The organism is Tsuneonella dongtanensis, from assembly GCF_001698205.1.
Classification (GTDB): domain Bacteria; phylum Pseudomonadota; class Alphaproteobacteria; order Sphingomonadales; family Sphingomonadaceae; genus Tsuneonella; species Tsuneonella dongtanensis.
The window spans coordinates 14754-39177 of sequence record NZ_CP016591.1 but is presented as its reverse complement, the minus strand read 5'-3'; the positions used below and the strand labels follow the sequence as shown (position 1 = coordinate 39177).

The following is a 24424-nucleotide window of genomic DNA, read 5'->3' as shown; positions in this document are numbered from 1 at the left end:
GGGGGAGATCTGGCGCCTCCCTCTATGCGGCCCGTGTCGGCGGAGCGCTACTCCTCGGAAGCGATCATGGCCGACGACAACACGTCGAGCTGCGCGTTGCAGCCCATCTCGATGAGCGTGGCGGCGAGCGCCTCGGCATCCTCGGGGACAGGATCGAGCACCCGGAAGGTGATCTCGTTCGGCTTTCCGTCTCCGCCGGCGATGACGTATTTCGCCCCGTCGGTGATCGGAGCCTGCGACAGGTCCCATACGGTCAGCATGTCGCCATCGCCGAAGCTGGCGCGGCTGGCGACCTGCGACGGTCCGACGCCGATCGCGTATAGCTGCTCGCCCGCGGTGGCCGGACGCCACAGGCGGACTTCGGTCGGGTCTGCGAGGCACATCGGCCCGGCCTGGCGAACGTCGACGTACCACAGGTTCGGCCGCGTGACCGGTCCCGTGTTGCTGTCGCGCACGGCCCCGGTGCGCATCCGCTGTGCCGAGCGCTGGCGCGTGAGCAACGCAAAGGTGTTGCTCTTGTCGGCGCCCGTCTGCGTCGCGAGGGTATAGGATCCCGCGCCGCGCAGGACGCGGGTGCCCTTCTCGTCGAGCACGGTCAGGGTATCGCCCGCCTGCAGCACGATCTTGTCGGTCGGCCCGATCTTGCGCCCCACCGGATAGGTCTTGGCCGAAGGGCCGCTGGCAGCGACCACGACGCCGGCCAGAGCGGGTGATGCCGGCAACAGGGCCAGCAGGGCGGCCGCGATCGACGCGCCGACAAAGTTCTTACGAAAGGACATAGGCCCCCTCCTCGTTGAGGTTCCGGATGCGGTGTAGCAAATTTTCGATAGCAATGTCATTTCCATAGCGCTCCTGTAGAGCATTTATTCGGTTAACCGCCGCTTGCGCATCCGTGGGGGCGATCCCGATCGCTTCGCCCAGTTCCGCGCGGTCTTCTGCCGACCACTCCGGGGCGATGTCGAACACCTCGACGGGCTGCTTGCGTCCGCGCAGCACGATCCGGCCCATTGGTCGCCACCAGTCGAGCCCGCTGCGGCTGACCAGTTCGCGGCTGGCGAGCACCTTGGTGTGCATGCTCTTGTTCGCGGCCTCGAGTCGCGCGGCCGTGTTCATGCTGTCGCCGAGCGCGGTGTACTGGATCCGGTTTTCGCCGCCGAAGTTGCCGACGACCGCCTCGCCGAAATGCGCGCCCACGCGGGTCCGCCCGATCGGCGGAAGGTGCGGTTCGGCGGCGGCGACCTCGGACCGGAATTCCTCTCCCGCCAGCCAGATCGCGTGCGCGGCCCTGGCCGCGCGTTCGGCATCGTCGGGCCGCGCGATTGGCGCCCCCCAGAATGCGACCACCGCGTCGCCCACGAACTTGTCGAGCACGCCCCCGTTATCGAGCACCGCGTTGCTCAGCAGCGAGAGGTAGCGATTGACCAGCTTGGCCACCTGCTCCGGCTGGAGCGCGTGGCTCATCTTGGTGAACCCCTCAAGGTCGCTGAACACGACGCAGATGTCGCGCTTCTCGCCATGGAGCGCCAGGAGTTCGGGATGCTCGATGATCTCCTCGGCCATCTCGCGCGGCAGGTATTTGCCCAGCGCTCCTTGGGCGAAATTGCGCTGGACGGCGCCCGCGGTGCGCGCGGCCGAGGTGACCGCGGTGAAGGCCAGGATCCAGCCGATGACCCACCCCACCGCCGGCAGGCCGTAGGTATCAACCCCGCGGAACGCGAGCACGAACGGGACCCCGAGCATGACCACGAACTGCGCGCCGAGCAGCGCGTAGATCCGCCAGCTGCCCCACTCGAGCAGCCCGGTCAGCACCGCCATCATGACAAAGAGCAACGCGAAGGCCCAGAGCGTGATCGGCAGCGGCTTGGGCAATGCCTTGCGGTCGAGCATCTGCGCGATCATCGTCGCGTGGACCTGAAGACCCGGCGGCTCGATCGCGCCCGACCATTCGCTCAGCGAGGTCGACACCCGGTCGGTATCGACGATGTCGCCGCCGATGAGGACATAGCGTCCCTCGATCGCCGGCTTGAGGGCTTCGCGCAGGGCTGGGTCGGCCAGGGTCTGGATCGGCAGCGAAGTGAACTCGGGGATTTCTTCGGTGTTGCGCGTCAGGCGGTAGGCGATCGAGCCGGTGTACCCGGGAAGGGTGGAGGCTCCATCCCCGGCCTCCTCGATCATGCGCCGCCCCAGCACTGGCGGCAGGTCGTCGCGAATTTCGGGCCAGATGCGGGTGACATTGAACAGGTCGCTCAGGCGGACGCTCGCGGGCTTCGCATTGCTCCCTTCGAGCCGGGCGAGGAAAGCGTTGAGGTACTGCTCCTGCTCCCACTCGATGCTGCCCTCGTTGGTTGCCTGGTTGGCATAACCGACGGCCACTGGTGTCCGCATCGCCCGCAGCGCGGCGACCAGCTCGTCGTCTTCGTCCTGCGGCTGGTCGAACAGAATATCGATCCCGATCGCCTTGGCGCCCATCGTGTCGAGGTTCGCCAGCGCCCTGGCCAGCAATCCGCGGTCGAGCGGCGAACGCTTGCGCAGTTCCGCCAGGGTCTGGTCGTCATACACGACCATGACGACGCGCTGGTCCTGCTCGATCCGGTTCTTGTCGGCGACGAGATAGCTGCGGAAGTCGTACACCGCACGCTCGGCCGGGCTCACCACGGGCAGTTCGCTGTCCGGCGTGAAGCCCCAGCCGAAGCGCGCGACGATAAGGGCGATGAAAACGAGCACGCCGGTGAGGGCGAGCCGCCGCGGTCCGGCCTCGCGCACGTTGCGCCAGCCCTTCCGGAGTAGCCCGGTGGCCATTCCTTCGCTCATTCTCTGGTTCGCTTGGCTTGAAACGGCAGTCGCTCCCTGTCGCCGGTCAGGGCGAAATTCGCCCCATCGAGGGCGCGCGACGCAACTGCGCCGTCCACTTGGTCGGTAGCCAGCCTGTCACCGTTTGCCCTCCTCGAACAGCGATCCCGATCGTCCCCCGGCAAGCCTGCGCCATGCGGAGCCGCAGGGCAAGAGGTCGAAATCCGCCGGCCGCGCGCCGAATCGAACCGACGCTTGCCCGCGACGCGATTTTCGTCTGTCTTCCTGCAACAATAAGACAGTACGCGGGTCGAGTCGCGCCAATCCGGTGTCATATCCCAAGGGGGGGAAGATCAATGGCCGTTTCCGACCACGTCGATTTCAATCAGTTCATGGAAGGCGTGAAGCGCCGCAACTCGCACCAGCCGGAGTTCGTCCAGGCGGTGCAGGAAGTCGCCGAGGACATCTTCGACTTCATCCAGGACAAGGAAGCGTACCACGAAGCGCAGATCCTGCGCCGTATCGCCGAGCCCGACCGGGTCGTGTCCTTCCGCGTCTGCTGGGAAGACGACAACGGCAACATTCGCGTCCAGCGCGGCTGGCGCGTGCAGAACAACAACGCGATCGGCCCGTACAAGGGCGGCATCCGCTTCCACCCCTCGGTGACCGAAAGCGTGCTCAAGTTCCTCGCCTTCGAGCAGACCTTCAAGAATGCGCTCACCGGCTTGCCGATGGGCGGCGGCAAGGGCGGCTCCAACTTCAATCCCAAGGGCAAGAGCGTGCGCGAGATCATGCGCTTCTGCCAGAGCTTCATGACCGAGCTCTATCGCCACATCGGTGCCGACGTCGACGTGCCGGCAGGCGACATCGGCGTGGGCGGGCGCGAGATCGGCTACATGTTCGGCCAGTACAAGCGCATCACCAACCAGTTCACCGGGGTGCTGACCGGCAAGGGCCTCGAATGGGGCGGCTCGCTGATCCGCACCGAGGCGACCGGCTACGGGGCGGTCTATTTCCTCGCCAACATGCTGGCGACCAAGGGGCAGGACCTGACCGGCAAGACCGCGGTCATCTCGGGTTCGGGCAATGTCGCCACCCACGCGGCGGAAAAGATCGTCCAGCTCGGCGGGAAGGTCCTGACGCTGTCCGATTCGGGCGGCTTCATCCACGATCCCGACGGCATCGACCAGGAGAAGATCGACTGGGTGAAAACCCACAAGACCCACCGCCGCGGACGGATCGAGGACTACGTGAACGAGTTCAAGGGCGCCAGCTTCCACGCGGGCAAGACCCCGTGGGGCGTCAAGTGCGACGTCGCCATGCCCTGCGCGACGCAGAACGAACTCCTTGGCGAAGATGCCAAGACGCTCGTCGCCAATGGCTGCATCGCGGTCAGCGAGGGCGCCAACATGCCGACCGATCTCGCCGGCGTGCACGTGTTCAAGGACGCCAGGATCCTGTTTGCGCCGGGCAAGGCATCGAACGCGGGCGGCGTGGCGGTGTCGGGCCTCGAGATGAGCCAGAACTCCGAACGCCGCGCGTGGAAGGAGGAAGAGCTCCAGCAGATGCTCAAGGACATCATGAGCGGCATCCACGCCACTTGCCAGCGCTACGGAGACCAGGGCGGCGGTTATATCGACTACGTGAAGGGTGCGAACATCGGCGGCTTCAAGAAGGTGGCCGACGCGATGCTGGCGTTCGGGGTGGTCTGACGCGGGCCTGTCAGCGGCGGCTCATTCTCGATGACGGAAGTCCGGCCCGATCTGACGGGAGGACAACGCTTGCCGAAATCTATCTTCGCCGCGGCCGCCGCGGTGCTCTTCGCCCTGTCGTCTCCAGCGCTGGCCGCGCCTGGTGACATGAGCGTGGGGACGTTCCTTGCCAAGGCGGAAGCGCTGAAGAAGAAAGGACCGCTTGCCCTGATGTCGAGCGACGTCGGGCTGCTGAAAGGCGAGGTCCAGGCAAGCGGGCAGAGCTATCGCGAACGGATCAAGGCCGACAAGGCTGCGGGCAGGAAGCCGCACAGCTGCCCGCCCGAAAAGGCGAGCATGAATTCGGACGACCTGCTCGCGCACTTGCGCTCATATCCGGGAGCTTCGCGGAAGAGCGTCACCATCAGACAGGCGTTTTCCGACCTGATGAAGTCGCGCTATCCCTGCAGCTGAAATCGCAGTCTGCCGTCTAGAGAACTCCGAGCGCGACCGTCGCGACGATGAATATCGCGAGGCTGGCAAAAGCGAAAATGTAGAGCAAGGGCAGGCGGACCATCAGGCCGCCCCAACCGAGTTCGTAGGCACCCTTCAACTGTGCGGCCATGTGGACGAGCAGGACCAGCCCGGCGATCGGCCCGACCGTCGCCGCCGCGCTCCACGCCGCCGCCCCCGCGACGATCGCAAGCAGCATCAGCGCGAATGCCAGCGAATAGGTCACGAAGACGGTGTGGTCGTAGAACCGGTATCGGCGGCTGAAGGGAAACAGCAGCCAGACGAACGGGACGCTGATCGGGATCAGCAGCCAGCCGAACTTGTAGGCGGTGTTCTGCAGCTTGTAGGCCAGTAACTGGGGGTTCTGCTTGGCCTTCTTCCAGGCCTTGTTGAGGGGGTCGTCGGGCGGCTGCTTCGCGGTGCCTTCGACCTTGGGGGCAAGCCGGACATCGGTTTCGGCGATGCGATTGTCGGACGCTTCCCGGATCAGCTCCGCCGATAACCCGTTTTCCTTGATCTCGCGCAGCAACTCCAGCTCGCGGGTGGCGCTTGCGATCTTGTCGGCCCGCTCCTCTCTTCCGGATGCGGACGAGGGGGCGTCCGTCTCGAGGCGGGCGAGTTCCCCTTCGACCCGCGCGATTTCCTGATCGATGTTGCTGTTGGCGGAAATGTCGCCGAACGCCACCGCGCCGCCGGCGAGCGAAACCGACGCGAAGGCCAGCAGCACCATGAACAGGAACAAGGCGATCGGGCTGATGTAGCTCGCGCGCTTGCCCCGTACGTACTCGCGGGTGAGCTTGCCGGGGCGGAACAGCAGCATCGGCAGCGTACGCCATGCCTTGCCTTCGAAATGCAGGACGCCGTGCACCAGGTCGTGCAGGAACGCGCTGATCGTGCGATGGACGTGTCCCCGTTGACCGCACTGGTGGCAGTGCGGGCCGACCAGTTCGGTCCCGCAATTGAGGCAGTAGGTCTCGTGCGTATGGCCGTCGGTCCCGGGCGACGATTCCCCGGCGTGCGGTTCGACCGACCGGGCGACGAGCGCACCGTCCGCCAATCCGCCCGCGATTTCGCTCACGTCACTCATCGGATACCCCCAAGCGGTTCATAGCCGCGGGAGACCCAACGAAAAAGGGCCGCGAAACCGCGGCCCTTTCTGCATCCGGTTTACGGCGGGTTCAGCCGTCGTAATCGCCGCCGACCGAGGTCTGGCGGGCAGGCGCGGCGGCGGTGATCCGCAGAGCCTCTGCCGACTGGCTGAGGCTGCCGATCTCGTCGGCCTCGTCCTCGTCGTCGGGAAGAATCTTCTGCAGGCCGACCACGACCGATTCGTGCAGGTCCTTGGGGCCCACGGTCTCCTCGGCGATCTCGCGCAGGGCGACGACGGGGTTCTTGTCGCGGTCCCGATCGATGGTCAGCTCGGCGCCGCCCGAAATCTCTCGCGCGCGCTGCGCGGCAAGCAGGACGAGATCGAAACGGTTGGGGACCTTGTCGACGCAATCTTCGACGGTAACGCGCGCCATGTGGCACTCCGGTAAACTAGGGTGTCGGGAAAGCGCGCCAACTAGGGCGGGCGGCTCGCCAAGTCAAGGAAATGCCACTAGGCGTCCCCCACATGACGTTCGAGGAACCGCCGCCGTTCACCGTCGAGGCGCAGGGCCAGACGCTGACCTTCCATCCGGGCGGCCGCGAAAGGCTCGAGGCGTTGCTCGGCCTGATCGAAAGCGCACGCCAGTCGATCCGGATGTGCTTCTACATATTCGCGGAGGATGCGAGCGGAACGGCGGTACGCGATGCGCTGACCGCCGCGGCGCGGCGCGGGGTTGCGGTCGACCTCCTGCTCGACGGGTTCGGCGCCGATGCGCGTGAAGCCTTCTTCGCGCCCATGAAGGAAGCAGGCGGCAGCTTTTCGTGCTTCTCGGCGAAGTGGAGCCAGCGCTACCTGATCCGCAACCATCAGAAGATCGTCGTCGTCGACGACCGGGTGGCGATGATCGGCGGGTTCAACGTCGAAGACAGCTATTTCGAATCGCCCGACGAGCAGGGCTGGATGGACCTGGGCGTGGTCATCGAGGGCTCGATCGTCGGCGACCTGTCGCGCTGGTACGACCAGCTCGACGCATGGACCCACCACCCGCGGCCGAGCTGGCGCGCGGTCCGGCGCATGGTGCGCGAGTGGGATCCGGGAAAGGGGCCGGCACAAGTCCTCATCGGAGGGCCGACACGGGGACTTTCGAGCTGGGCGCGCTGCGTGCGCGCGGACCTGACGGGCGCGCGCAGGGTCGACATGATCATGGCCTATTTCTCGCCTTCGTGGCGCAGCTTGCGGGCGATCGCGACGGTCGCGCGGCGCGACGGCGCGCGGCTGGTGATGGCGGGCAAGAGCGACAACGGTGCGACGATCGGCGCCACCCGCGCGCTCTACACCTACCTCCTCAAGCGGCGCACGAAGATCTGGGAGTTCATGGCGACCAAGCTCCACACCAAGCTGATCGTCATCGACGACAAATGCTACATCGGCAGCGCCAATTTCGACATGCGCAGCCTCTACCTCAATCTCGAGGTCATGCTCCGGATCGAGGATGCAGGCCTTGCCGAGCGGCTGCGCGAGTTCATCGACCGGCACATACCGGCCTCGGTGCACGTCACTCCCAGCGTGCACAAGAAGCGCGCCAACCCGCTCAACTGGTTGCGCTGGAAAGCCTCTTGGTTCCTCGTCGCGGTGGTCGACTATACGGTCAGCAGGCGATTGAACCTCGGCCTCTAGGGCTCTCTCAGTCGTATCCGCCGTATCCCCGCGTGTCGTCGGCGAGGTCGGAGAAGCGGGTGATCTTGGGCTCGAACTTCAGCCGCACCTTGCCGGTCGCGCCGTGGCGCTGCTTGGCGATGATCAGTTCCGCAAGGCCGTGCACCCGCTCCATCTCGGCGGCCCAGGCGTTGTGCGCATCGTGGGTCTTGGCGTCGTCGTCGGCCTGGGGGACCTTGGGCTCGCGCGCGGCGACGTAATAGTCCTCGCGATAGACGAACCAGACCATGTCGGCGTCCTGCTCGATCGAGCCCGATTCGCGCAGGTCCGACAGCATCGGGCGCTTGTCCTCGCGCTGTTCGACCGCGCGGCTGAGCTGCGACAGCGCAATCACCGGCAGTTCGAGTTCCTTGGCGAGGGTCTTCAGGCCGCGGCTGATCTCCGAAATCTCGTTGACGCGGTTGTCGTTGGCGCGGCCGGTGCCCTGGAGCAGCTGGAGGTAGTCGACCACGATCAGCCCGATGTCGTGCTTGCGCTTCAAGCGCCGCGCGCGGGTGCGCAGCGCGGCGATGCTGAGCGCGGGCGTATCGTCGATGTAGAGCGGCAGTTCGGCGAGCTTCTGGCTTGCGAACGAGAGCTGCTGGAACTCCTCGCGGCTGAGCTTGCCCATGCGCAGCGCTTCGGACGAGATCGCGGCGGTCTCGGCAAGGATGCGGGTCGCGAGCTGGTCGGCGCTCATTTCCAGGCTGAAGAAGGCGACGCCCGCGCCCACGCTCGCCTTTTCGTCGATCCCGTCGCGCCGGTCGCGCAGGAGGCGCTCGGCGCAGTTGAAGGCGATGTTGGTCGCCAGCGAGGTCTTGCCCATGCCCGGACGCCCGGCGAGGATGATGAGGTCGGAATCGTGCAGGCCGCCGATCTTGTCGTTGATAGACACGAACCCGGTGGTCGTGCCCGCGATGTGGCCGCCGGATCCGATTGCCTTCTCGATCTGGCGCAGCGCCTTGGTCGTCGCCATGCCGAAGCTCGAGGCTTCCGAATTGCTCGCGGCGCCCTCGGCCACCTCGAACAGCGCGGCCTCGGCAGCCTCGATCTGCTCCATCGGCGCGACCGATTCGGAGGTGTCGAGAGCGTTCTCGACCAGGGTGCGGCCGACGCTGACCAGCTCGCGCAGCAGGGCGAGATCGTAGATCTGCTCGGCCAGTTCGCGCGGGGCGAGCAGACCCTGCCCGTCCGCGGTGAGCCGCGCGAGATAAGTGATCCCGCCCAGTTCCTTGAGCGCTTCGTCGGCCTCGAAATAGGGCTTCAGGGTGACCGGCGTGACCACCGCGTTCCGGTCGAGCAGGGTCAGCACGCGCTCGTACACCCGCTGGTGCACGGGTTCGAAGAAGTGCTGCGGACGCAGCGGTGTGGGCAGCTCCTCCAGCACCCGGTTGTCGATCAGCACCGCGCCGAGGAACGCGGCCTCCGCCTCGATATTGGCGGGCAGCGCGCGGATGACGGGCGAATCGGGTGCGGTCCCCGGGCGGAGAAGGAGGTCGGTGTCGGCCATGCGCGTGCAATGCGCGCTGGCACGGCATGGGCGCAAGGGCGGCGTTGCAACAGGTGGCTGTGGATAGCGGGGACGGTTTGCTTATACGCTTGCCCCGGCCCCTTCGCATCTGCGAAAGACGCCTCCGCCATGGCCGAATACCGCATCGCGAAAATTGCGCTCGACGAGGACACGATCCTCTGGCGCAACGCGGACGTCGAACAGGAGCGCCGGGTCGCGATCTACGACCTGATCGAGGAAAACCTGTTCAAGCCACTGCGCGCGGTCGAAGCCGGGCATCACGGTCCCTACGACCTGAGGCTTGCGGTCCATGAAGGGCGCCTCGTGCTGACAATCGGCGACATGGACGGGCACGACCTGGAAACGCTGGTGCTGGGCCTTGCGCGCTTCCGCCGGCCGATCCGCGATTATTTCGCGATCTGCGACAGCTATTACCAAGCGATCCGCAAGGCGACCGCGGCAGAGATCGAGACGATCGACATGGCCCGCCGGGCGATCCACAACGATGCGGCCGACCTGTTGCTCGAACGGCTCGACGGAAAGGTCGAGACCGATCATCCTACCGCACGGCGCTTGTTCACCCTGATCTGCGTGCTCCATATCAAGGGCTGAGAACAGGGGTCGCGATTCGTGGGCAGGAAACGGAAGGGCATCGGTTGGCGCGCGCGTGCGCTCGCAGCGCTCGTGCTGGCCGCCGTGCTCCTGGGAGCGTGGGGCTGGTGGGAACTGCGCCACTGGACCCCGTCGCAGGACGCGTATCCCCATCAAGGCGCGGAGATAGCGGCCCGCGACGGTAACGTGCGCTTCGGGACCCTCGCGGCGCTCGGCGCGCGGTTCGTCTATCTCGATGCGAGCGACGGCGTGCGCCGCGACCCGGCCTTTGCCGCCAATCTGGCCGCGGCCCGCGAGGCGGGGCTGGAGGTCGGTGCGGTCCACCGGTTCGATCCCTGCACGATGGCCGACGGCCAGAGCGCCAGCTTCGTCGTGCTGGTGCCCCGTGGCGGCGACCTGCTGCCTCCCGCGATCGCGCTCGACGAGACGGCCGACGAGTGCCCTGTGCCGGTCGGCGAGGCCGAGGTCGAAAGCGAACTGATGACGCTGATCAACCAGGTCGAGGCCCACGCCGGAAAGCCCGCGATCCTCAAGGTTTCGAAGGCGTTCGAGGACCGCTACCACCTGGCCGGGCGGATCGAACGGCACCTGTGGGTGGTGGGTACCTGGCGCGAGCCGACCTATGCGGGCCGCCCCTGGCTGATGTGGACGGCGAACGAGGGCTTGTGGGGCGATGCCTCGGAAGCGCCGCTGCGCTGGGTGGTGATGCGCCAGTAGCGCGCACGCCCGCGCCTATTGACGGCGGGCATGGCTGGATCAACGAAGCCCCTTCGACAACCTCGTGAAAAGCGGGATAGGAAGCGCCGATGACGATCACCGACGATGACCTGATCGCCGCCGCGCGGGCTGCCGCGGACCGGTCCTACTCGCCCTATTCCAACTTCGCGGTCGGCGCGGCGTTGCTCTTTGCCGACGGGTCGGTGGTGACCGGCACGAACGTCGAGAACGCGAGCTACGGCCTTGCCCTCTGCGCCGAGACGGTCGCGGTGGCGAAGGCGATGGCGGACGGCGTTCGCGGCGGGCTCGTCAGGGTCGCGGTGACGGGGCCGGGCGTCGACGTGATCACGCCGTGCGGCCGGTGCCGCCAGGTCCTCAACGAACTCGCCCAGCTCGGCGGGACGGATCCCGAGGTCCTCTGCGTCGGCCCGGACGAGGTTCGGCGCACCACGATGTCGGCGCTGCTGCCCGACGCTTTCGGTCCGGCGAGCCTCGCGTGATCGACCGCAGGGGAGCCATCGGCGGCATCGGCGCGCTCGCGGCAGTTCCGCTGGCGAGCGTCGCCGACGCGCGGTCCACCGGCAAGCCGCCATTCCTCAACCCAGGCGACACCGTCGCCGTCGTCGCCCCGGCGAGCGCCGTAGGGTCCGACGACGGGCTCGACCGGGCGGAGTACTGGCTGCGCTCGATGGGCCTCGTGCCGAAGTTCGGTCCGCATGTCGGCGATCGCCACGGCTACCTCGCGGGCACCGATGCCGACCGTGCGGCGGACCTCAACGCGGCGTATCGCGATCCGGATGTGAAGGCGGTCTTCGCAGTGCGCGGCGGCTGGGGCGCGGCGCGTATCCTGCCCCTGCTCGACTGGGATGCGATCCGAAACAATCCGAAGCTCCTCATCGGGTACAGCGACGTGACGGCGCTTCACCTCGCATTCGCGGTTCGGGCTGGCTACGCGACGATCCACGGCGGCAACGCGACCAGCGGATGGTACAAGCAGGGCTGGGAGAGCCTGTGGCACCTCGCCTTTGCCGGTGCGCGCCCGGTTCTCGGTGGGATGGAGACCGAGGCAGAAACCAGTCGGCCGGGCCGCACGATCACCGGGGGCAAGGCGCGCGGACGGCTGCTGGGCGGCAACATGACCATCCTGTCGACCCTGATGGGCACGCCTTGGGTGCCCGACTTCGACGGCGCGGTGCTGTTCCTCGAGGATATCAACGAAGCCGAATACCGCATGGACCGCATGTTCCAGCAACTGCGGCTCGCTGGGGTACTCGACGGGCTGGCCGGAGTGGTCTTCGGCCAGTGCACCCGCTGCGCCTCGACCGAACCCGACTACGACGGTTTCACCGTCGACCAGGTGGTCGACCAGTATCTCGCGCCCCTCGGCGTGCCCGCGTTCACGGGTGCGAACATCGGCCACGTGGCGAACCAGCTCAGCCTGCCGTCGGGTGCCGAGGTCGAACTGGATGCCGATGCAAGGACGATCAAGGTTCTGAAACCGATCGTGGGATGACCGGTTACGGCGGGCAGTTGGGGCAGCCTTCGTAGATCCGCACCTGCTGCCAATCGGTCCAATCGCCGTCGAGGCGAGCGGGCGCGTTCCAGTAGACGCCCATCTGGTCGGCGTTCGGACCGAAAAGGCGTCCGCGCAGCTCTCCGGTGCGCGGTGCGCCCGCCACGGTCAGCTTGGCGACGAAGGAGCCGTCGGGCTGCAGCGTTGCGGGTTCGATCGTCCCGGATTCGAGCGGACCTTCCGCGTGGAACCCGCCGCCGTCATGGTATGCGGTGACTTGCCCAATGACGGTGCGGTTTGCGAAATCCACCCGAAGGACGTTGCGCCCCCCTCCCGGTCCCACGAAGTCCAGGCCGCCCGTGGTCGGCAGTCGCCCGGCCGGAACCGGAAGCCCGAAGATGGCGCGTCCGTAGACGAAGGGCTTCGCGCCCTCGGCGGATTGCCAATAGAGGTCGCCCACGCTTCCGACGCGTTCGAAGAGCGTCACGGATGCGGGGACCGTGGATCCGTCGGACAGGACGATCGAGAACGCCGCGGCGTTGCTTTGCTTGCCGAAAGTATAGACGAGGCGCCCGCTCCCGAGATCGACAAGGTTGATGCGGTAGGTCTTGTCGGGTTGGGACCATTCGAAGCCCGCCTTTTCGCCGGCCTGCGCAAACACGGTCGGCGCGCGTTCGGACGAGATGTATTGCCAGCCGATGAGGCCAAACGTCGCGCTCGATTGCAGGGCGAAGGGTGCCGGAGGCAGGGTGTTGGAGCCCTGGGACGCTCCGGCAGTGCCCGTGCCGCCGCTCGACGTCGCGACCGGGGTCGGCGTTGGGGCCGAACTGTCCCCGCCGCATCCCGCGAGCGTGCACAGCGCGATGCCGACCGCTGCTATGCCGGTCGTCCTGAAACTGGTCATTCTGCCCTCCGGTACGTCACTGGCGAAAGGCATGCGCCAGGTCGGAGAGGGTGACCATGATGGGAAGCTGATGATTTGCCGATGATCGCGGCCGGCCCGCGGATGGATGGCGGCGGGCGGTTTCAGTCCTCGCGGCAGCGGACCCAGCGCCGCTTGCCCAGCCACTGGACTGACCCGTCATAGAAGCGGCCGTTGGCCCTGGTCCGCACGGTCGCAAGCGTCTTCATCGCCTCCGGATCGGTGAGGACCAGCCGCATTTCCTTGTCGTCGAGCCACCACTGGGGGGCCTGCGCGGTGATCGACTTTCCCTTGGCGGACAGGCGAGTGGCGACGACCGGCGCCCCCGGCACGTGCCCGAAGCCGACCGAAATGACGAGGTCGCTACCATCGGCGGTGCGGCACTGGAGGCCGCCCGTGGCGTGGGCCGGCGCGGCGATGCCCAGCACCGCCAAAATCGAACCTGCGATCAGTAATTTGCGCATGGGCTCCAACTGGCGCCCGGCGAATGAATCCGCGCTTGCCGGATCACGCGTCCTTGTCGTCGAGCCATTCGAGCAGGCTGGCCAGGCAGTCGCGGGCCAGCATCTTGGAGCGTTCCGGGCTCCAGCCCTGATCGGGATCGGGCAGGTCGTCGTTGTCCTTGAACGGCATCTCGAGGGTCATCGAGCAGGCACCGAAGCGCTCGGCGAGCTGGTTGGTGCTCATCGAGAGGTTGGCCGTGCCGGGCTTCGACTTGGGATATCCCTTCGCGGTCTGGAAGTCGGGCGTCCGGCGGGCGAGGATGCGCTCGAACCGGTAGAACTTCTCGCCCAGCGCGTCGGTCCACGAGGGGATGCCTTCGAACCCGGCCAGGAACACGGCCGGGATCGCCTCGTCGCCGTGAACGTCCATCGCGAAGTCGACCCCGGTCGCGTCCATCGCAGTGCGGACCGCGAGCACCTCGGGAGATTTCTCGGGCGTCGGCTCGTGCCATTCGCGGTTGAGGTTGGTCCCGACGGCGTTGGTGCGCAGATGGCCGCGGCGGCTGCCGTCGGGGTTCATGTTGGGCACGACATGGAAGCGGCACTTCTGCCGCAGAGCGCGCGCGACGGGGTCGGCGGGGTCGGTCAGACACTCGATCGCACCTTCCATCCACCATTCCGCCATGCTCTCGCCCGGATGCTGGCGGGCATAGAGCCAGACCTGCACGGTGCCTTCGCCCATCTCGAGGCAGTCGATCGGCTGCCCGTCGAGCGTGCGCCCGAGGTGCCGATAGCTGACGCCGTCGCTGGCCGCGGCCTCGGCCACGAGGTCGTGGTGCCGCTCCATCGAGTAGGGCGCGAAATAGGCGAACCAGGCCACGTCGCTCGCAGGCGTGTGGCGGATCGTCAACGTGCCGCCGTTCTCGGCCTTGTCGTACGTCGTCTCGGCCCGGCCCCAGAAGTCGCGATCTTCCGAAACGCAGGCGCGGTAGCCCGGCCAGCCTTCGGGATAGGCCGAGGTCCCGAGATCGCCGATCTTGAGCACGAGTTCTCGGCCCCCTGCGCCGGTGACGCGGAAATGAAACCACTGGCGGAACTCGGATCTGTGGTCGGCCGGGATCGCAAGGTGCGCGGTGGCTCCTTCGATCCTGATGATTTCGATGTTGCCGCTGTCGAATTCAGCGTCGATGGCGATGTCGGGATTCGTCGGTTCTGCACTCATCGCGCCCCGATAGTCGCTCCCGATTCCCCTGGGAAGCCGGAGAACAGCCGATCCGCCATTTCACCCGCAAGCGCGCGGGTCTGCGCGTCCTTGGACTTGGCGCGGGGGCTCGCTTCGGCGCGGCCTTCCCATGCGTGCGCGCCGCCTTCGCCGACGATCGTTACGCCAAGCCGGCTGTCGAGCACTTCGCCCGAACGCCCTCCGCCTAGGTTGATGCCGAGGCCGACGCCGAGATCGACGCCGCTGCGCCGACGACCATACCATCCGCCGCCCGAGCCGACGCCCACGCCGACGCTGACCCCGGTGCGGGAACGCGCCGCCTCGCTGCGGACGACTTCCTGGTCGAGCGAGACCATGGCCACGCGCGGGGCATCGGCGACGACCGTGAAGCCTTGCCGGGTCAGCGCTCCGGCGACCGCATCGAGCCAGATCTGGGTCTCGAGCGTGCCGGCTTCGAGCCCCGCGCCGGCGCGCACCGCGATCGGGCCCGGCGCGGCGGAAGCAAGCGATTCCGCATTGTGAAAGCGCGTCACCGCCACATCCGTGGCCGCCGCGGGTACGGCGAGCGCAAGCGCTGCCAGCGGGAGGAAAGCCTTCATCATCGCGTGTCTCTTCGAAAAAGCCCCAGTAATTTCACCGGAATAGCGCAGAGTGCATGGCCCGTCGATGAATGGACCGTCTCTGAAAAGACACCGGTGAGAACGAAATGTTTACCATGTTCCACCCAGACACGCAGCATGGCCCAGACCCGCGCGAAGCTCGCCCATCCCGTTCTCGTCACCGGCGGCGCCGGCTATATCGGCAGCCACGCCGTACTTGCGTTGCGCGATGCCGGCTTCCCGGTCGCCGTGATCGACAACCTGACGACCGGCTTCCGCTTTGCTGTGCCCAACGACGTTCCGTTCTTTCATGGCGACATCGAGGATGCCGAGCTCCTCGCACGGATATTCGAAAGCCAGGGGACGCGCGCGGTGATGCATTTCGCCGGCTCGATCGTGGTGCCGGAGTCGGTCGAGAACCCGCTGAAATACTACCACAACAACACCGCGAAGAGCCGTGTGCTGATCGATGCCGCGGTCACCGCGGGCGTGCCGCATTTCATCTTCTCGAGCACCGCAGCAACGTATGGCGTGCCCGATGTCGAGCGGGTGTCGGAAGACTGCCCGCAGGTGCCGATCAATCCCTACGGATGGTCCAAGCTGATGACCGAGCAAATGCTGTCGGACACGGCCGCCGCCCATGCGATGAATTTTTGCGCTCTGCGCTACTTCAACGTCGCGGGCGCGGACCCGCAGGGCCGGACCGGCCAGTCGACCGCCGGGGCGACCCATCTGATCAAGGTCGCGGTCGAAGCCGTGCTCGGCAAGCGCGACCATGTCGCGGTGTTCGGCACCGACTTTGCCACGCCGGACGGAACCGGAGTGCGCGATTACATCCACGTGTCCGATCTTGCCTCGGCGCACGTTCTGGCGCTCGAGGCGCTGATCGCCGATCCCGCCAAGTCGCTGGCGATGAACTGCGGCTACGGCCAGGGTTTCTCGGTGATGGAAGTGCTCGACGCGGTCGACCGCGTAACCGGTGGATCGCTGGTTCGCAGGCTCGAGCCGCGCCGCGCGGGCGATCCGGGTTGCCTGGTTTCGGATAACGCGCGGATCATGGCGACGCTGCCGTGGAAGCCTGCACACGCGGACCTCGACACGATCGTCGCCCATGCTCTCGCGTGGGAAGAGAAGTTGGGCTCGATCCGCGAAGAGTCGGCCTGGGCGGCGTAACGGCGATCCCGCCCTTGACGCGAATCGCGCCTCCCACTAGTGGCGCGGCTTGCTTTTACCGGCATCGGGGCCATCTCCGGTGCCGTATCTATTTCAAGGCCATGTCATGAAGATCCGCAACAGCCTCAAGTCCCTCAAGGACCGTCACCGGGATTGCCGGGTGATCCGTCGCCGCGGCCGCACCTATGTGATCAACAAGACCAACCGCCGCTTCAAGGCCCGCCAGGGCTGATGATCGGCGCGCCGCGGCTCGTCCGCGGATGTTCGCAAGTAGAGGGCCCTCGCGGAAGCGGGGGCTTTTTGCGTGCCTGACGTAGACGCGGTCGTCTTCGATGTCGGACGGGTCCTGATCCAGTGGAACCTGCGGGCGCTGTTCGGCAAGCTGATCTCCGACCGGGACGAGCTGGACTGGTTCCTCGCCCACGTCGTGACCGAGGAATGGCACTTCCAGCACGACGAGGGCCGCCCGCTTGCCGAGATGGTGCCCGAGTGCAAGGCCCAGTTTCCCGCCTATGCGGACCTGATCGACGCTTACGAATCGCGCTTCCTCGAGACGATCCCGGGTGCCGTGCCGGGCAGCGTGGGCCTTGTCGAAAAGCTCGCCGCACGCGGCATCCCGCTCTACGCGATCACCAATTTCGGGGCCGAGTTCTGGGCGCAATTCCGTCCGACTTTCCCGCCGCTCGATCACATGCGCGACATCGTCGTGTCGGGCATCGAGAAGCTGGCCAAGCCCGATCCGGCGATATTCGACCTCGCGGCCAGACGCTTCGGTCATCCGCCTGAAGGAATGCTGTTTGTCGACGACAACGCCGACAACATCGCCGCGGCGCGAGAGCTGGGCTGGCACGTTCACCATTTCGTGGATGCGGGCGGGCTGGAGGCCGATCTCCTTCGGCGCGGCCTGATCTGAAACTGACCAAAAAAGGCCCCGGCATCGCTGCCGGGGCCTGCAAGTTCCACCCTGGGGTCGGAGAGGACTGGGTGGTCGGGAACGGTTTACTTGCCGTTGCAGCGGGCGAGCTCTTCGGCCTCGAACGCCTTGCCGCCGGCAGTGAACGCGGTCAGCGGTCCGACTTCCTTGGCGAGCCGGGCACAGACGATGGCCGGACGGCTGCTTGCCTCGCCGGCAGTGCAGACGGTCTCGGTGCACTTCCACACCATGCCACTGGCAATCGGACGGGCTTTGCCTTCGGCGACGGTCGTCACCTCGGCACGGTAGAACGGCACGCTGGCCGCCTCTGCCGGGCTGGGCGTGAGCGCAACGCCAAAGGTCAGCGTGGTATAGGCGAGCGCGGCCACGACGGCAGCCGGCTTGAACGAGCTGGGGAGGGTGAGGGTCATGATCGCAATCCTTTTCATCGAGCGGTTCAGCGGGTAGTCAGTTGCGAATCGAATACCCGTTGCGAATCAATACCTATCTAACTAGATTGCAGGTTGCAACCTAAAACTTATTTTTTGCCGTTTGAGGGCGTTTCCGTTACGGCTACAAGACTGCGACACGAGAGGATGACGATGGGCGACCTGCGCGAACCGCTGAACGAACTCACCGCCTGCGGGCTGCCCGAGGCGCTCGAGGTCATGGGCGAGCGATGGAGCTTCATGATCCTGCGCGCCAGCTTCAACGGGCTGCATCATTTCGAGGAGTTCCTGAGCGAACTCGGCATCGCGCGGAACATCCTGTCCAACCGCCTCGCCAAGCTGGTCGAGCACGGCATTCTCGATCGTCAGCCCTGCGCGGACGACCGCCGCCGGATCGAGTATCGCCTGACCGCAAAGGGTTTCGATCTCCTGCCTACCATGGTGGCGCTGCGTCAGTGGGGTCAGAAGTATGGCAGCGAAGTCGTCGAGGACCCGGTGTTGGTCGACGAGGAAGACCGGCTTCCGATCGGGCCGACCTCGATCCTCTCGCACGACGGGAGGATTTTGGGACCCAAGGACCTTCGTTTCGTGAAGCGCGGCGACCTTGGTCTGCGCGCCGACGGCACGCGTGCCAAACCGGCTGCCGGTTTCGACCGCGCTAGCGGCGACGGCTTCCCTCGGATTGCGGCGGTCCGCTGAGCGGAGCGACCCGCACCCCCGACGGGCGCTACATCGTCGTGCGCGGCCGACTGTGGCGCGCAAGCAATCCCGAACTCGAACCCGGCGAGCGCGAACGGCTCGTCCACGAGCTGATGGATGCGCGCCGGGCCGTTCGCGCTGCTCGCGCCGATCCAGACGCGCTCAGGCTTGCCCGTTCGAGGGTCCACGCGGCCAAGGCCGCCCTCGGCGAGCGCGGACCGGTCTGGTGGAGCGATGGTGCGCCCGATTTCAATCGTCACCTCGCCAGGAACACCCCCTACGCCGACTGGTGGGCATCGAACCAGAGCTCCGGAAGCGACGAGCGCTGAAGCGCATTCAGCCGCGGTCGCGCTCATAGCTGATGCGGATCCGGACCCATGACCCCACGAGCACGCGTCCGCCGACCTGAGCCGGACGCACGCGGAATTGCCACGACGCCGCCAGCACTGCGCGGCCCATCTGCGACCCGCTCGGCCATTCGTCGACCAGCTCGCAATCCTCGACCCGAAAATCGGGGACGGTCCGGCAATTGATCAGCGCCCACCCGGGGCCGCCGGCAGTGGACAGATAGCCGCGCAGTTCTTCGGGATAGGGTTCGCGGTACCATCGCGCCGCATAGAGCGGCTCGCCGTTGGAAGCCGTGCCGACCCGCTGCGAATCTCCGGAGCGCGGCCGGTTGGGCGGACCGGCGGGCCCTGCATCCTGGTCGCGCACGACCGCCTTGATCCTCGGCGCTGCCGGTGCGGGTGCGGGCTCGACCTTGGGCGAGATCGTCGCGGCAGGCGGCGGCATCGGCGGCGGCGGTACCGGCGGAACGGGCAAGTCCGGCTGCGGCGAAGGTTGCGAGCGGGGAAGCGCGGTGGGTGCGGCTTCTTCCTCGGGCAGAGGCGGTGCGTCGGGTGCTGGCGGCTCTTCGGCGAAATCGACCGTGGTCAGCGTTTCTGCCGCTTCGCGCCGTCCGGCGATGCCCGTCCCGAGCGTGAGCAGCAGAAGCAGCAATCCGACTTCGAGGACCAGCGCGAGCCCGATCCCCGCCGCCCGCCGGCGCAATCCCGGCCAGCGCGCGTCGAACGCGGCCACGCGCAGCGCCAGCGTCGATTTGTGCTCCGGTTCGGGAGAGAGCGCGGCTTGCGCGAGTGACATCGATGGCCGTCGGAAGTGGTGGGCGGAACGCGTCCTCTAGAGCCGGATGGACGCGAGCGCCACGCCCTAACCGTCCTGTCGCTTCGGCACGAACGGCTGCGGCGCCGCGATCCTGCCGAAGAACAGGACCTCTCCTGTCCTGAGGTCGCGGATGGCGAAGAGGAATGGGCGATCGACGGTGAATTCCGGCCCCTCGAACGGCGGCGGCGCCGAGGTGGGCATGGCGACCATCATGGTGACCGCAGCAGCGCGGGTCCCGCTCTCGTAAACCTGCAGCTTGGCCACCTGGAATGCCTCGCCGATATGGAGCGGCCGCTGACCGGGCTCCGCCATCGGCGTAAGGTCCGCGCGGTCGCGGTCGAACGGCAAGGTGAGTCCGAGCGCCTTGAGCGGCGGGATCAGGTCCGCCCGCATGTCGGCCTCGAACCGCGGCAGCCACACCCGCACCGGCGCGGGCGTCGCCTTGTCGAGCGCGGATGCCATGGCGTCGATCTGACCAAGCGCGGGCGCGGGCACATCGGCGACCCGCGCCTCGGGCATCATCACGTCGAAAGCGAACCGACGCTGCTCGAACCCGTAGGTCATCCGCAGCGCGCGCCAGTTGCCCACGGACACGCTCGCGAACTCGCCTTCGTTCTTCATCATGTGGAAGGGGCGTTGGGTACCGTCGCCGAACAGGAACGGTTTCGTCTCGGCACCCTTGAAGCGCGCCGACCAGTCGCCTTCGAAGAACGTGGCGTTGGCCAGATAGGCCGCGGCCTCGCGCTGGATCGTATCGGGGGTGACCACATTGCGGATCATGCCGTCGGTCTTGTCGTCCGCCCACGCATTGATCACCGCGGCCGCGCCCGCCGGATCGTTCATGAAATCGACCCGCTCGGCGCTCGCACCATAGATCGTGCGGGTGGCATCGAGAAACGCGGGTTGAAAGCTCCAGTCGCGACTGAGGAAGAGCGCGTTTGCGATCTCCACCTTCACGCCGCGCTCGCCTTCCCGCAACGAGGCGGCACGTGCGGCGAGCGCCCGGTCGCCGGTCTCGCCGGGGGCAATCGCCAGAAAGCGCTCGATCTGCTCCTTGGTGGTGCCGCCCGCACCCAGGTGGACCAGCCCGAGCGCCTGGGAGACGCTCGTTGGCGAATAGACCACGTTCGCGTCCGCCGCCGCCGCGCGGACGAGGCGGTCGTACACCGCCAGTTGGCTAAACGCCTCGGAAGGAAGGGAAGGCTCGGACCGTGGCGGCGCAGCGGCGCTCTCCCCGTCGGCGACAATGGACGACGTGCAGCCCCCGAGCAGGCAGGCGGCGGCGAGCATTAGACTGCGCATGAAACCGGACCCTTTCTTGCGTGCAAGATAGGCCCGCCTCCCGGTGAACCCGGCGTTAAGCCCGCGGCGCGCTCCGCCGGTAGCTCAGCGCCTCGGCCACATGGATGCGCCCGACCTGCTCTGCGCCCGCAAGGTCGGCGATCGTGCGGGCCACCCGCAGCATCCGGGTGTAGCCGCGCGCGGAGAGGCGCATGGCCTCGGCCGCCTGCATGAGGAGCTTGCGTCCGGGTTCGTCGGGAGTGGCAAAGCGTTCGAGCAGCTCGCCGTCCAGCTCCGCGTTGGTGCGTGCGCCCGTTTCCGCGGCCCTGGCCGTCTGGACCGCGCGGGCCGCGGCGACGCGCGCGGCGACTTCGGCGCTCCCTTCGGCGGGCGGAGGCAGCGAGAGGTCCGCGGCGCTCACCGGATCGACCTCCACATGCAGATCGATCCGGTCGAGCATCGGGCCCGAGACCTTGCTCTGGTAATCGGCGGCGCAGCGCGGGGCGCGGCTGCACGCGAGCGCGGGATCGCCAAGGTGGCCGCAGCGGCACGGGTTCATCGCCGCGACGAGCTGCACCCGCGCCGGGAAGGATACGTGCGCATTGGCGCGAGCGACGTCGACCTTTCCGGTCTCGAGCGGCTGGCGCAGCGAATCGAGCACCGCGCGCTGGAATTCGGGCAGCTCGTCGAGGAACAGCACGCCGAGATGCGCGAGGCTGACTTCGCCCGGGCGCACGCGCAGGCCGCCGCCGGTCAGCGCCGCCATGCTCGCCGAGTGATGGGGCGCTCGGAAAGGGCGAGCGCGGCTGATCCGCCCGCTCTCGAGCGTGCCCGCCACCGAGGCGACCATGCTCGTCTCGAGCGCCTCTGCCGGTGTCAGCGGCGGCAATATGCCGGGCAGGCAGCTTGCCATCAGCGACTTGCCCGCACCCGGCGGGCCGATCATCAGCAGGTTGTGCCCGCCGGCGGCGGCGATCTCGAGCCCGCGCTTCGCCGTCTCCTGGCCCTTCACCTGCTTGAGGTCCGGTCCGAAGCCCGGATCCTCGACCTCTCCCGGAGCGGGATCGGGCAGGCGGCTGGTCCCCTTGAGGTGGTTGAGCAGGCTCACGAGGTCGGGCGCGGCGATGACCGGTACGCCGCTCGCCCAGCGTGCCTCGGATCCCTGCGCGGCCGGACAGATCAGTCCGGCGTCCACCTCGTTGGCATGAATCGCGGCCAGCAGGACCCCGGGAGAGGGAGCCACCCGCCCGTCCAGGGCGAGTTCGCCCACCGCGATCCAGTCGCCGAGTTGTTCGGCGTCGGTGACGCCCATCGCCGCAAGCAGCGCCAATGCGATCGGCAGGTCGTAGTGGCTGCCCTCCTTGGGCAGGTCGGCGGGCGACAGGTTGATGGTGATCCGCTTGGGCGGGAGCGAAAGCCCCATGGCGGCAAGCGAGGCCTGCACCCGCTCCCGGCTTTCGCCCACCGCCTTGTCCGGAAGTCCGACAAGATTGAAGCGCGGCATTCCCGGGGCGACCTGGCACTGCACTTCGACCGCGCGCGCCTCCAGCCCGAGATAGGCCACCGTCCGGACCAGTGCGACCACAAAACCCCCCAAGTAATGAATGGCTTGTGCCGACTATTCGTCCGGCTGTCGAGTGGCTGGGTCTTGCGGCGGACCGTTAGTTTTAAGCGACGATTAACCATGACGTTTGGCGCTTTGGCAAGCGCCTGCGCGTTAGCCAGAGATCGTGCGTAACGTGTTTGCCCTTATCGCGCTGACCGCTTCGATCGTCGCCGCTCCGGCGGCGGCACAGGAGCGTGCGGACGAAGGTGCCGAGCGCGCGGTCGCCTTCGCTCCCAAGCAGGCGACGGTTGGCGTCGCGGATTATGGACCGTTCCGGGTTCTCGACGAGAAGCGCGCGGCGCTCGTGGACGTGACGGACGCGGCGACCATTGCCGACTTCGAGGCGATGCTGCGCGACCATCCCGGCATCGCGATTCTCGAGCTGGTCGAATGCCCCGGTACGGACGACGATTCGGCCAACCTGAAGCTGGGGCGGATGATCCGGGCCAGAGGCCTCGCGACGCATGTGCCCGCGGGCGGCTCGGTACGTTCGGGCGCGGTCGAACTGTTCCTGGCGGGTAAACGCCGCCTGATCGACGACGGGGCGGAATTCGCGGTTCATGCCTGGCGCGACAGCGACGGGCGGGAGCCGGCCGACTATGCCCCCGATTCGCCCTACAACCGGGCCTATGTCGACTATTACCGCGAGATGGGCGTCGCCCAGCCGCAGGCCTTCTATGACATGACAAACGCCGTGCCCAACGCCGATGCGCGTTGGCTGACCGCGCAGGACATGCGCCGTTGGGTGGGAGAGGCGCGCGACGGCGACGTGACCGTGGCCGCTCCGCAGGAGCAATCGCCTTCGATCGCCTACCTTGACTTGGGGTCCCGCTTCCCATAGTGGCGCGCCCCTGACGGCGGCTGCACGTTCGGCCGCCCCTTTGCGTTTTAGATATTCGAGGATCCGATGAAGCGGACTTTCCAGCCCAGCAACCTCGTGCGCGCCCGTCGCCACGGTTTCTTCGCCCGCAAGGCGACCCCCGGCGGCCGCAAGGTCCTTCGCGCTCGTCGCGCCCGCGGTCGCAAGAAGCTCTGCGCGTAACATTTTTCGAGCGCGCCTCCGCGCGCTCGTCCTCGCCGCTGTTTCCTCGGCTCGGGCCTCGGAGCAGCTGCGGGCGCCCGGTCGGGCTTGCGGGCTCCCTTGTCGGGGGCCCGTTGTCGTTGGCGCCGCGCACTCGCACTTTGATTCGGTGTGTTAGTCACCTATATCGCCGCCCATGACGCTCTCGACCATTCGTAAGCGCGCCGACTTTCTCGCGGCGAATCGCGGGGTGCGGGTGGCGCGGCCCGGCTTTGTGCTGTTGGCGCAGCCGAACGGCGGGCGCGGCAAGCGGTTCGGAGTGACCGTCACCAAGAAGATCGGGAACGCGGTCGTGAGGAACCGGATGAAGCGCCGGTTTCGCGAGCTGCTGCGCGGCGAGCTGCCGCAGCGAGGCCTGCCGGATCACGATCACGTACTGATCGGTCGCGAAGGCGGGATCGAACGCGACTTCGCTCTGATGCGTGACGAGCTCGTTGCCGCGCTGTCGCGCGCCGCTGCAGGCAAGGGCGATCCGCCGCGGCGACGCAAGCGGTGAAGCAGGTTCTCATCCTCGTTGCCCGAGCCTGGCAGCTCGGTCCCAGCCGGGTGCTTCCGCCGACTTGTCGATACGCACCATCGTGTTCGCAGTACGCCATCGAAGCGCTCGAAAGGCACGGGGCAATCAAAGGTGGATGGATCGCCCTGAAGCGTATAATGCGCTGCCACCCGTGGGGCGGGCACGGCTACGACCCGGTGCCCTGATGCGAATATCGCGACAACCACAGTGACAGAATTCGGGAT

General features: G+C 67.2%; 29 protein-coding genes. 16 read left to right on the top strand and 13 right to left on the bottom strand.

Annotation, left to right across the window (positions count from 1 at the left end; translation table 11 throughout):
* Positions 1–47: 47 nt before the first annotated feature.
* Together A6F68_RS00220 and A6F68_RS00215 are read right to left on the bottom strand one after the other, a co-directional pair.
* A complete protein-coding gene (locus A6F68_RS00220) occupies positions 48–779 on the bottom strand; it encodes a hypothetical protein (protein ID WP_067674658.1) in 732 nt (243 codons plus the stop codon).
* Positions 766–2799, bottom strand: a complete 2034-nt coding sequence (locus tag A6F68_RS00215; protein WP_067674656.1) for an adenylate/guanylate cyclase domain-containing protein — start codon at positions 2797–2799, stop codon at positions 766–768. The genes A6F68_RS00220 and A6F68_RS00215 overlap by 14 nt, the downstream gene beginning before the upstream one ends.
* A gap of 347 nt (positions 2800–3146) precedes the next feature.
* On the opposite strand from A6F68_RS00215, the gene gdhA reads away from it, so the two are divergent.
* A complete protein-coding gene (gdhA, locus tag A6F68_RS00210; RefSeq protein ID WP_067674653.1) occupies positions 3147–4502 on the top strand; it encodes an NADP-specific glutamate dehydrogenase in 1356 nt (451 codons plus the stop codon).
* A gap of 69 nt (positions 4503–4571) precedes the next feature.
* Positions 4572–4955, top strand: a complete 384-nt coding sequence (locus A6F68_RS00205) for a hypothetical protein (RefSeq protein WP_157096579.1) — start codon at positions 4572–4574, stop codon at positions 4953–4955.
* 16 nt (positions 4956–4971) lie between these two features.
* On the opposite strand, the gene A6F68_RS00200 is transcribed toward A6F68_RS00205, so the two are convergent.
* Positions 4972–6072, bottom strand: a complete 1101-nt coding sequence (locus A6F68_RS00200) for a DUF3667 domain-containing protein (RefSeq protein WP_418368986.1) — start codon at positions 6070–6072, stop codon at positions 4972–4974.
* Between the two features lie 100 nt (positions 6073–6172).
* On the bottom strand, positions 6173–6517 hold the full coding sequence (rpoZ, locus tag A6F68_RS00195; RefSeq protein WP_067674645.1) for a DNA-directed RNA polymerase subunit omega: 345 nt from the start codon (positions 6515–6517) through the stop codon (positions 6173–6175).
* 92 nt (positions 6518–6609) lie between these two features.
* Between rpoZ and A6F68_RS00190 the strand changes: the two genes are divergently transcribed.
* Positions 6610–7761, top strand: a complete 1152-nt coding sequence (locus tag A6F68_RS00190; protein WP_067674642.1) for a phospholipase D-like domain-containing protein — start codon at positions 6610–6612, stop codon at positions 7759–7761.
* 7 nt (positions 7762–7768) lie between these two features.
* Here the strand turns inward: A6F68_RS00190 and A6F68_RS00185 are convergent, their stop codons facing one another.
* Positions 7769–9289 carry a replicative DNA helicase gene (locus A6F68_RS00185; protein WP_067674639.1) on the bottom strand — a complete coding sequence of 507 codons (1521 nt, stop codon included), beginning with the start codon at positions 9287–9289 and terminating at the stop codon, positions 7769–7771.
* 129 nt (positions 9290–9418) lie between these two features.
* Between A6F68_RS00185 and A6F68_RS00180 the strand changes: the two genes are divergently transcribed.
* From A6F68_RS00180 to A6F68_RS00165, 4 genes are all read left to right on the top strand, one after another.
* On the top strand, positions 9419–9901 hold the full coding sequence (locus A6F68_RS00180) for a UPF0262 family protein (protein WP_067674636.1): 483 nt from the start codon (positions 9419–9421) through the stop codon (positions 9899–9901).
* Between the two features lie 18 nt (positions 9902–9919).
* Positions 9920–10618 (top strand): glycoside hydrolase family 25 protein, encoded by a 699-nt coding sequence (locus tag A6F68_RS00175; RefSeq protein ID WP_067674628.1) that lies wholly within the window; start codon positions 9920–9922, stop codon positions 10616–10618.
* Between the two features lie 89 nt (positions 10619–10707).
* Entirely contained in the window at positions 10708–11118 is a 411-nt protein-coding gene (gene cdd / locus A6F68_RS00170) for a cytidine deaminase (protein WP_067674625.1), read from the top strand.
* A complete protein-coding gene (locus A6F68_RS00165) occupies positions 11115–12131 on the top strand; it encodes a S66 peptidase family protein (RefSeq protein WP_084001442.1) in 1017 nt (338 codons plus the stop codon). The genes cdd and A6F68_RS00165 overlap by 4 nt, the downstream gene beginning before the upstream one ends.
* A gap of 4 nt (positions 12132–12135) precedes the next feature.
* Here the strand turns inward: A6F68_RS00165 and A6F68_RS00160 are convergent, their stop codons facing one another.
* From A6F68_RS00160 to A6F68_RS00145, 4 genes are all read right to left on the bottom strand, one after another.
* A complete protein-coding gene (locus A6F68_RS00160) occupies positions 12136–13035 on the bottom strand; it encodes a hypothetical protein (RefSeq protein ID WP_067674622.1) in 900 nt (299 codons plus the stop codon).
* Positions 13036–13157: 122 nt separating this feature from the next.
* Entirely contained in the window at positions 13158–13517 is a 360-nt protein-coding gene (locus A6F68_RS00155; protein ID WP_067674619.1) for a hypothetical protein, read from the bottom strand.
* A gap of 43 nt (positions 13518–13560) precedes the next feature.
* On the bottom strand, positions 13561–14718 hold the full coding sequence (locus A6F68_RS00150; protein WP_067674616.1) for a M14 family metallopeptidase: 1158 nt from the start codon (positions 14716–14718) through the stop codon (positions 13561–13563).
* The gene (locus tag A6F68_RS00145; protein ID WP_084001440.1) at positions 14715–15320 is read right to left on the bottom strand and encodes a DUF4136 domain-containing protein; all 606 of its coding nucleotides are present in this window, start codon (positions 15318–15320) and stop codon (positions 14715–14717) included. The genes A6F68_RS00150 and A6F68_RS00145 overlap by 4 nt, the downstream gene beginning before the upstream one ends.
* 135 nt (positions 15321–15455) lie before the next feature.
* Between A6F68_RS00145 and galE the strand changes: the two genes are divergently transcribed.
* From galE to A6F68_RS00130, 3 genes are all read left to right on the top strand, one after another.
* Complete coding sequence (gene galE / locus A6F68_RS00140) at positions 15456–16490, top strand: UDP-glucose 4-epimerase GalE (protein WP_067674614.1); 1035 nt, start codon at positions 15456–15458, stop codon at positions 16488–16490.
* A 106-nt stretch (positions 16491–16596) separates the two neighbouring features.
* Complete coding sequence (gene ykgO / locus A6F68_RS00135; RefSeq protein WP_029941846.1) at positions 16597–16722, top strand: type B 50S ribosomal protein L36; 126 nt, start codon at positions 16597–16599, stop codon at positions 16720–16722.
* Positions 16723–16794: 72 nt separating this feature from the next.
* Positions 16795–17403 (top strand): HAD family hydrolase, encoded by a 609-nt coding sequence (locus A6F68_RS00130; RefSeq protein WP_067674612.1) that lies wholly within the window; start codon positions 16795–16797, stop codon positions 17401–17403.
* An 86-nt stretch (positions 17404–17489) separates the two neighbouring features.
* On the opposite strand, the gene A6F68_RS00125 is transcribed toward A6F68_RS00130, so the two are convergent.
* Complete coding sequence (locus A6F68_RS00125; RefSeq protein ID WP_067681741.1) at positions 17490–17834, bottom strand: CC_3452 family protein; 345 nt, start codon at positions 17832–17834, stop codon at positions 17490–17492.
* Between the two features lie 171 nt (positions 17835–18005).
* On the opposite strand from A6F68_RS00125, the gene A6F68_RS00120 reads away from it, so the two are divergent.
* The gene (locus A6F68_RS00120; RefSeq protein ID WP_067681738.1) at positions 18006–18551 is read left to right on the top strand and encodes a winged helix-turn-helix transcriptional regulator; all 546 of its coding nucleotides are present in this window, start codon (positions 18006–18008) and stop codon (positions 18549–18551) included.
* Between the two features lie 38 nt (positions 18552–18589).
* Positions 18590–18880: a hypothetical protein gene (locus A6F68_RS00115; protein ID WP_232308162.1), complete on the top strand. Its 291-nt coding sequence runs from the start codon at positions 18590–18592 to the stop codon at positions 18878–18880.
* Positions 18881–18887: 7 nt separating this feature from the next.
* Here A6F68_RS00115 and A6F68_RS00110 read toward each other — a convergent pair whose 3' ends face one another.
* The 3 genes from A6F68_RS00110 to A6F68_RS00100 all read right to left on the bottom strand — a co-directional run bounded on the left by A6F68_RS00110 (position 18888) and on the right by A6F68_RS00100 (position 22581).
* Complete coding sequence (locus tag A6F68_RS00110; protein ID WP_067674608.1) at positions 18888–19694, bottom strand: hypothetical protein; 807 nt, start codon at positions 19692–19694, stop codon at positions 18888–18890.
* 66 nt (positions 19695–19760) lie between these two features.
* Positions 19761–21017: a serpin family protein gene (locus A6F68_RS00105; RefSeq protein ID WP_084001436.1), complete on the bottom strand. Its 1257-nt coding sequence runs from the start codon at positions 21015–21017 to the stop codon at positions 19761–19763.
* 55 nt (positions 21018–21072) lie between these two features.
* Positions 21073–22581 (bottom strand): YifB family Mg chelatase-like AAA ATPase, encoded by a 1509-nt coding sequence (locus A6F68_RS00100; RefSeq protein ID WP_067674606.1) that lies wholly within the window; start codon positions 22579–22581, stop codon positions 21073–21075.
* 154 nt (positions 22582–22735) lie between these two features.
* On the opposite strand from A6F68_RS00100, the gene A6F68_RS00095 reads away from it, so the two are divergent.
* The 4 genes from A6F68_RS00095 (at position 22736) to yidD (ending at position 24385) form a co-directional block, all read left to right on the top strand.
* The gene (locus tag A6F68_RS00095; RefSeq protein ID WP_198152631.1) at positions 22736–23443 is read left to right on the top strand and encodes an alpha/beta hydrolase; all 708 of its coding nucleotides are present in this window, start codon (positions 22736–22738) and stop codon (positions 23441–23443) included.
* Positions 23444–23509: 66 nt separating this feature from the next.
* Complete coding sequence (gene rpmH, locus A6F68_RS00090) at positions 23510–23644, top strand: 50S ribosomal protein L34 (RefSeq protein WP_057884309.1); 135 nt, start codon at positions 23510–23512, stop codon at positions 23642–23644.
* Between the two features lie 175 nt (positions 23645–23819).
* Positions 23820–24179, top strand: coding sequence for a ribonuclease P protein component (gene rnpA, locus A6F68_RS00085; protein ID WP_067674600.1), 360 nt, complete (start codon positions 23820–23822; stop codon positions 24177–24179).
* Positions 24176–24385: a membrane protein insertion efficiency factor YidD gene (gene yidD / locus A6F68_RS14580; RefSeq protein WP_074428247.1), complete on the top strand. Its 210-nt coding sequence runs from the start codon at positions 24176–24178 to the stop codon at positions 24383–24385. Before rnpA ends, yidD begins: the two co-directional genes overlap by 4 nt.
* Positions 24386–24424: the final 39 nt, after the last annotated feature.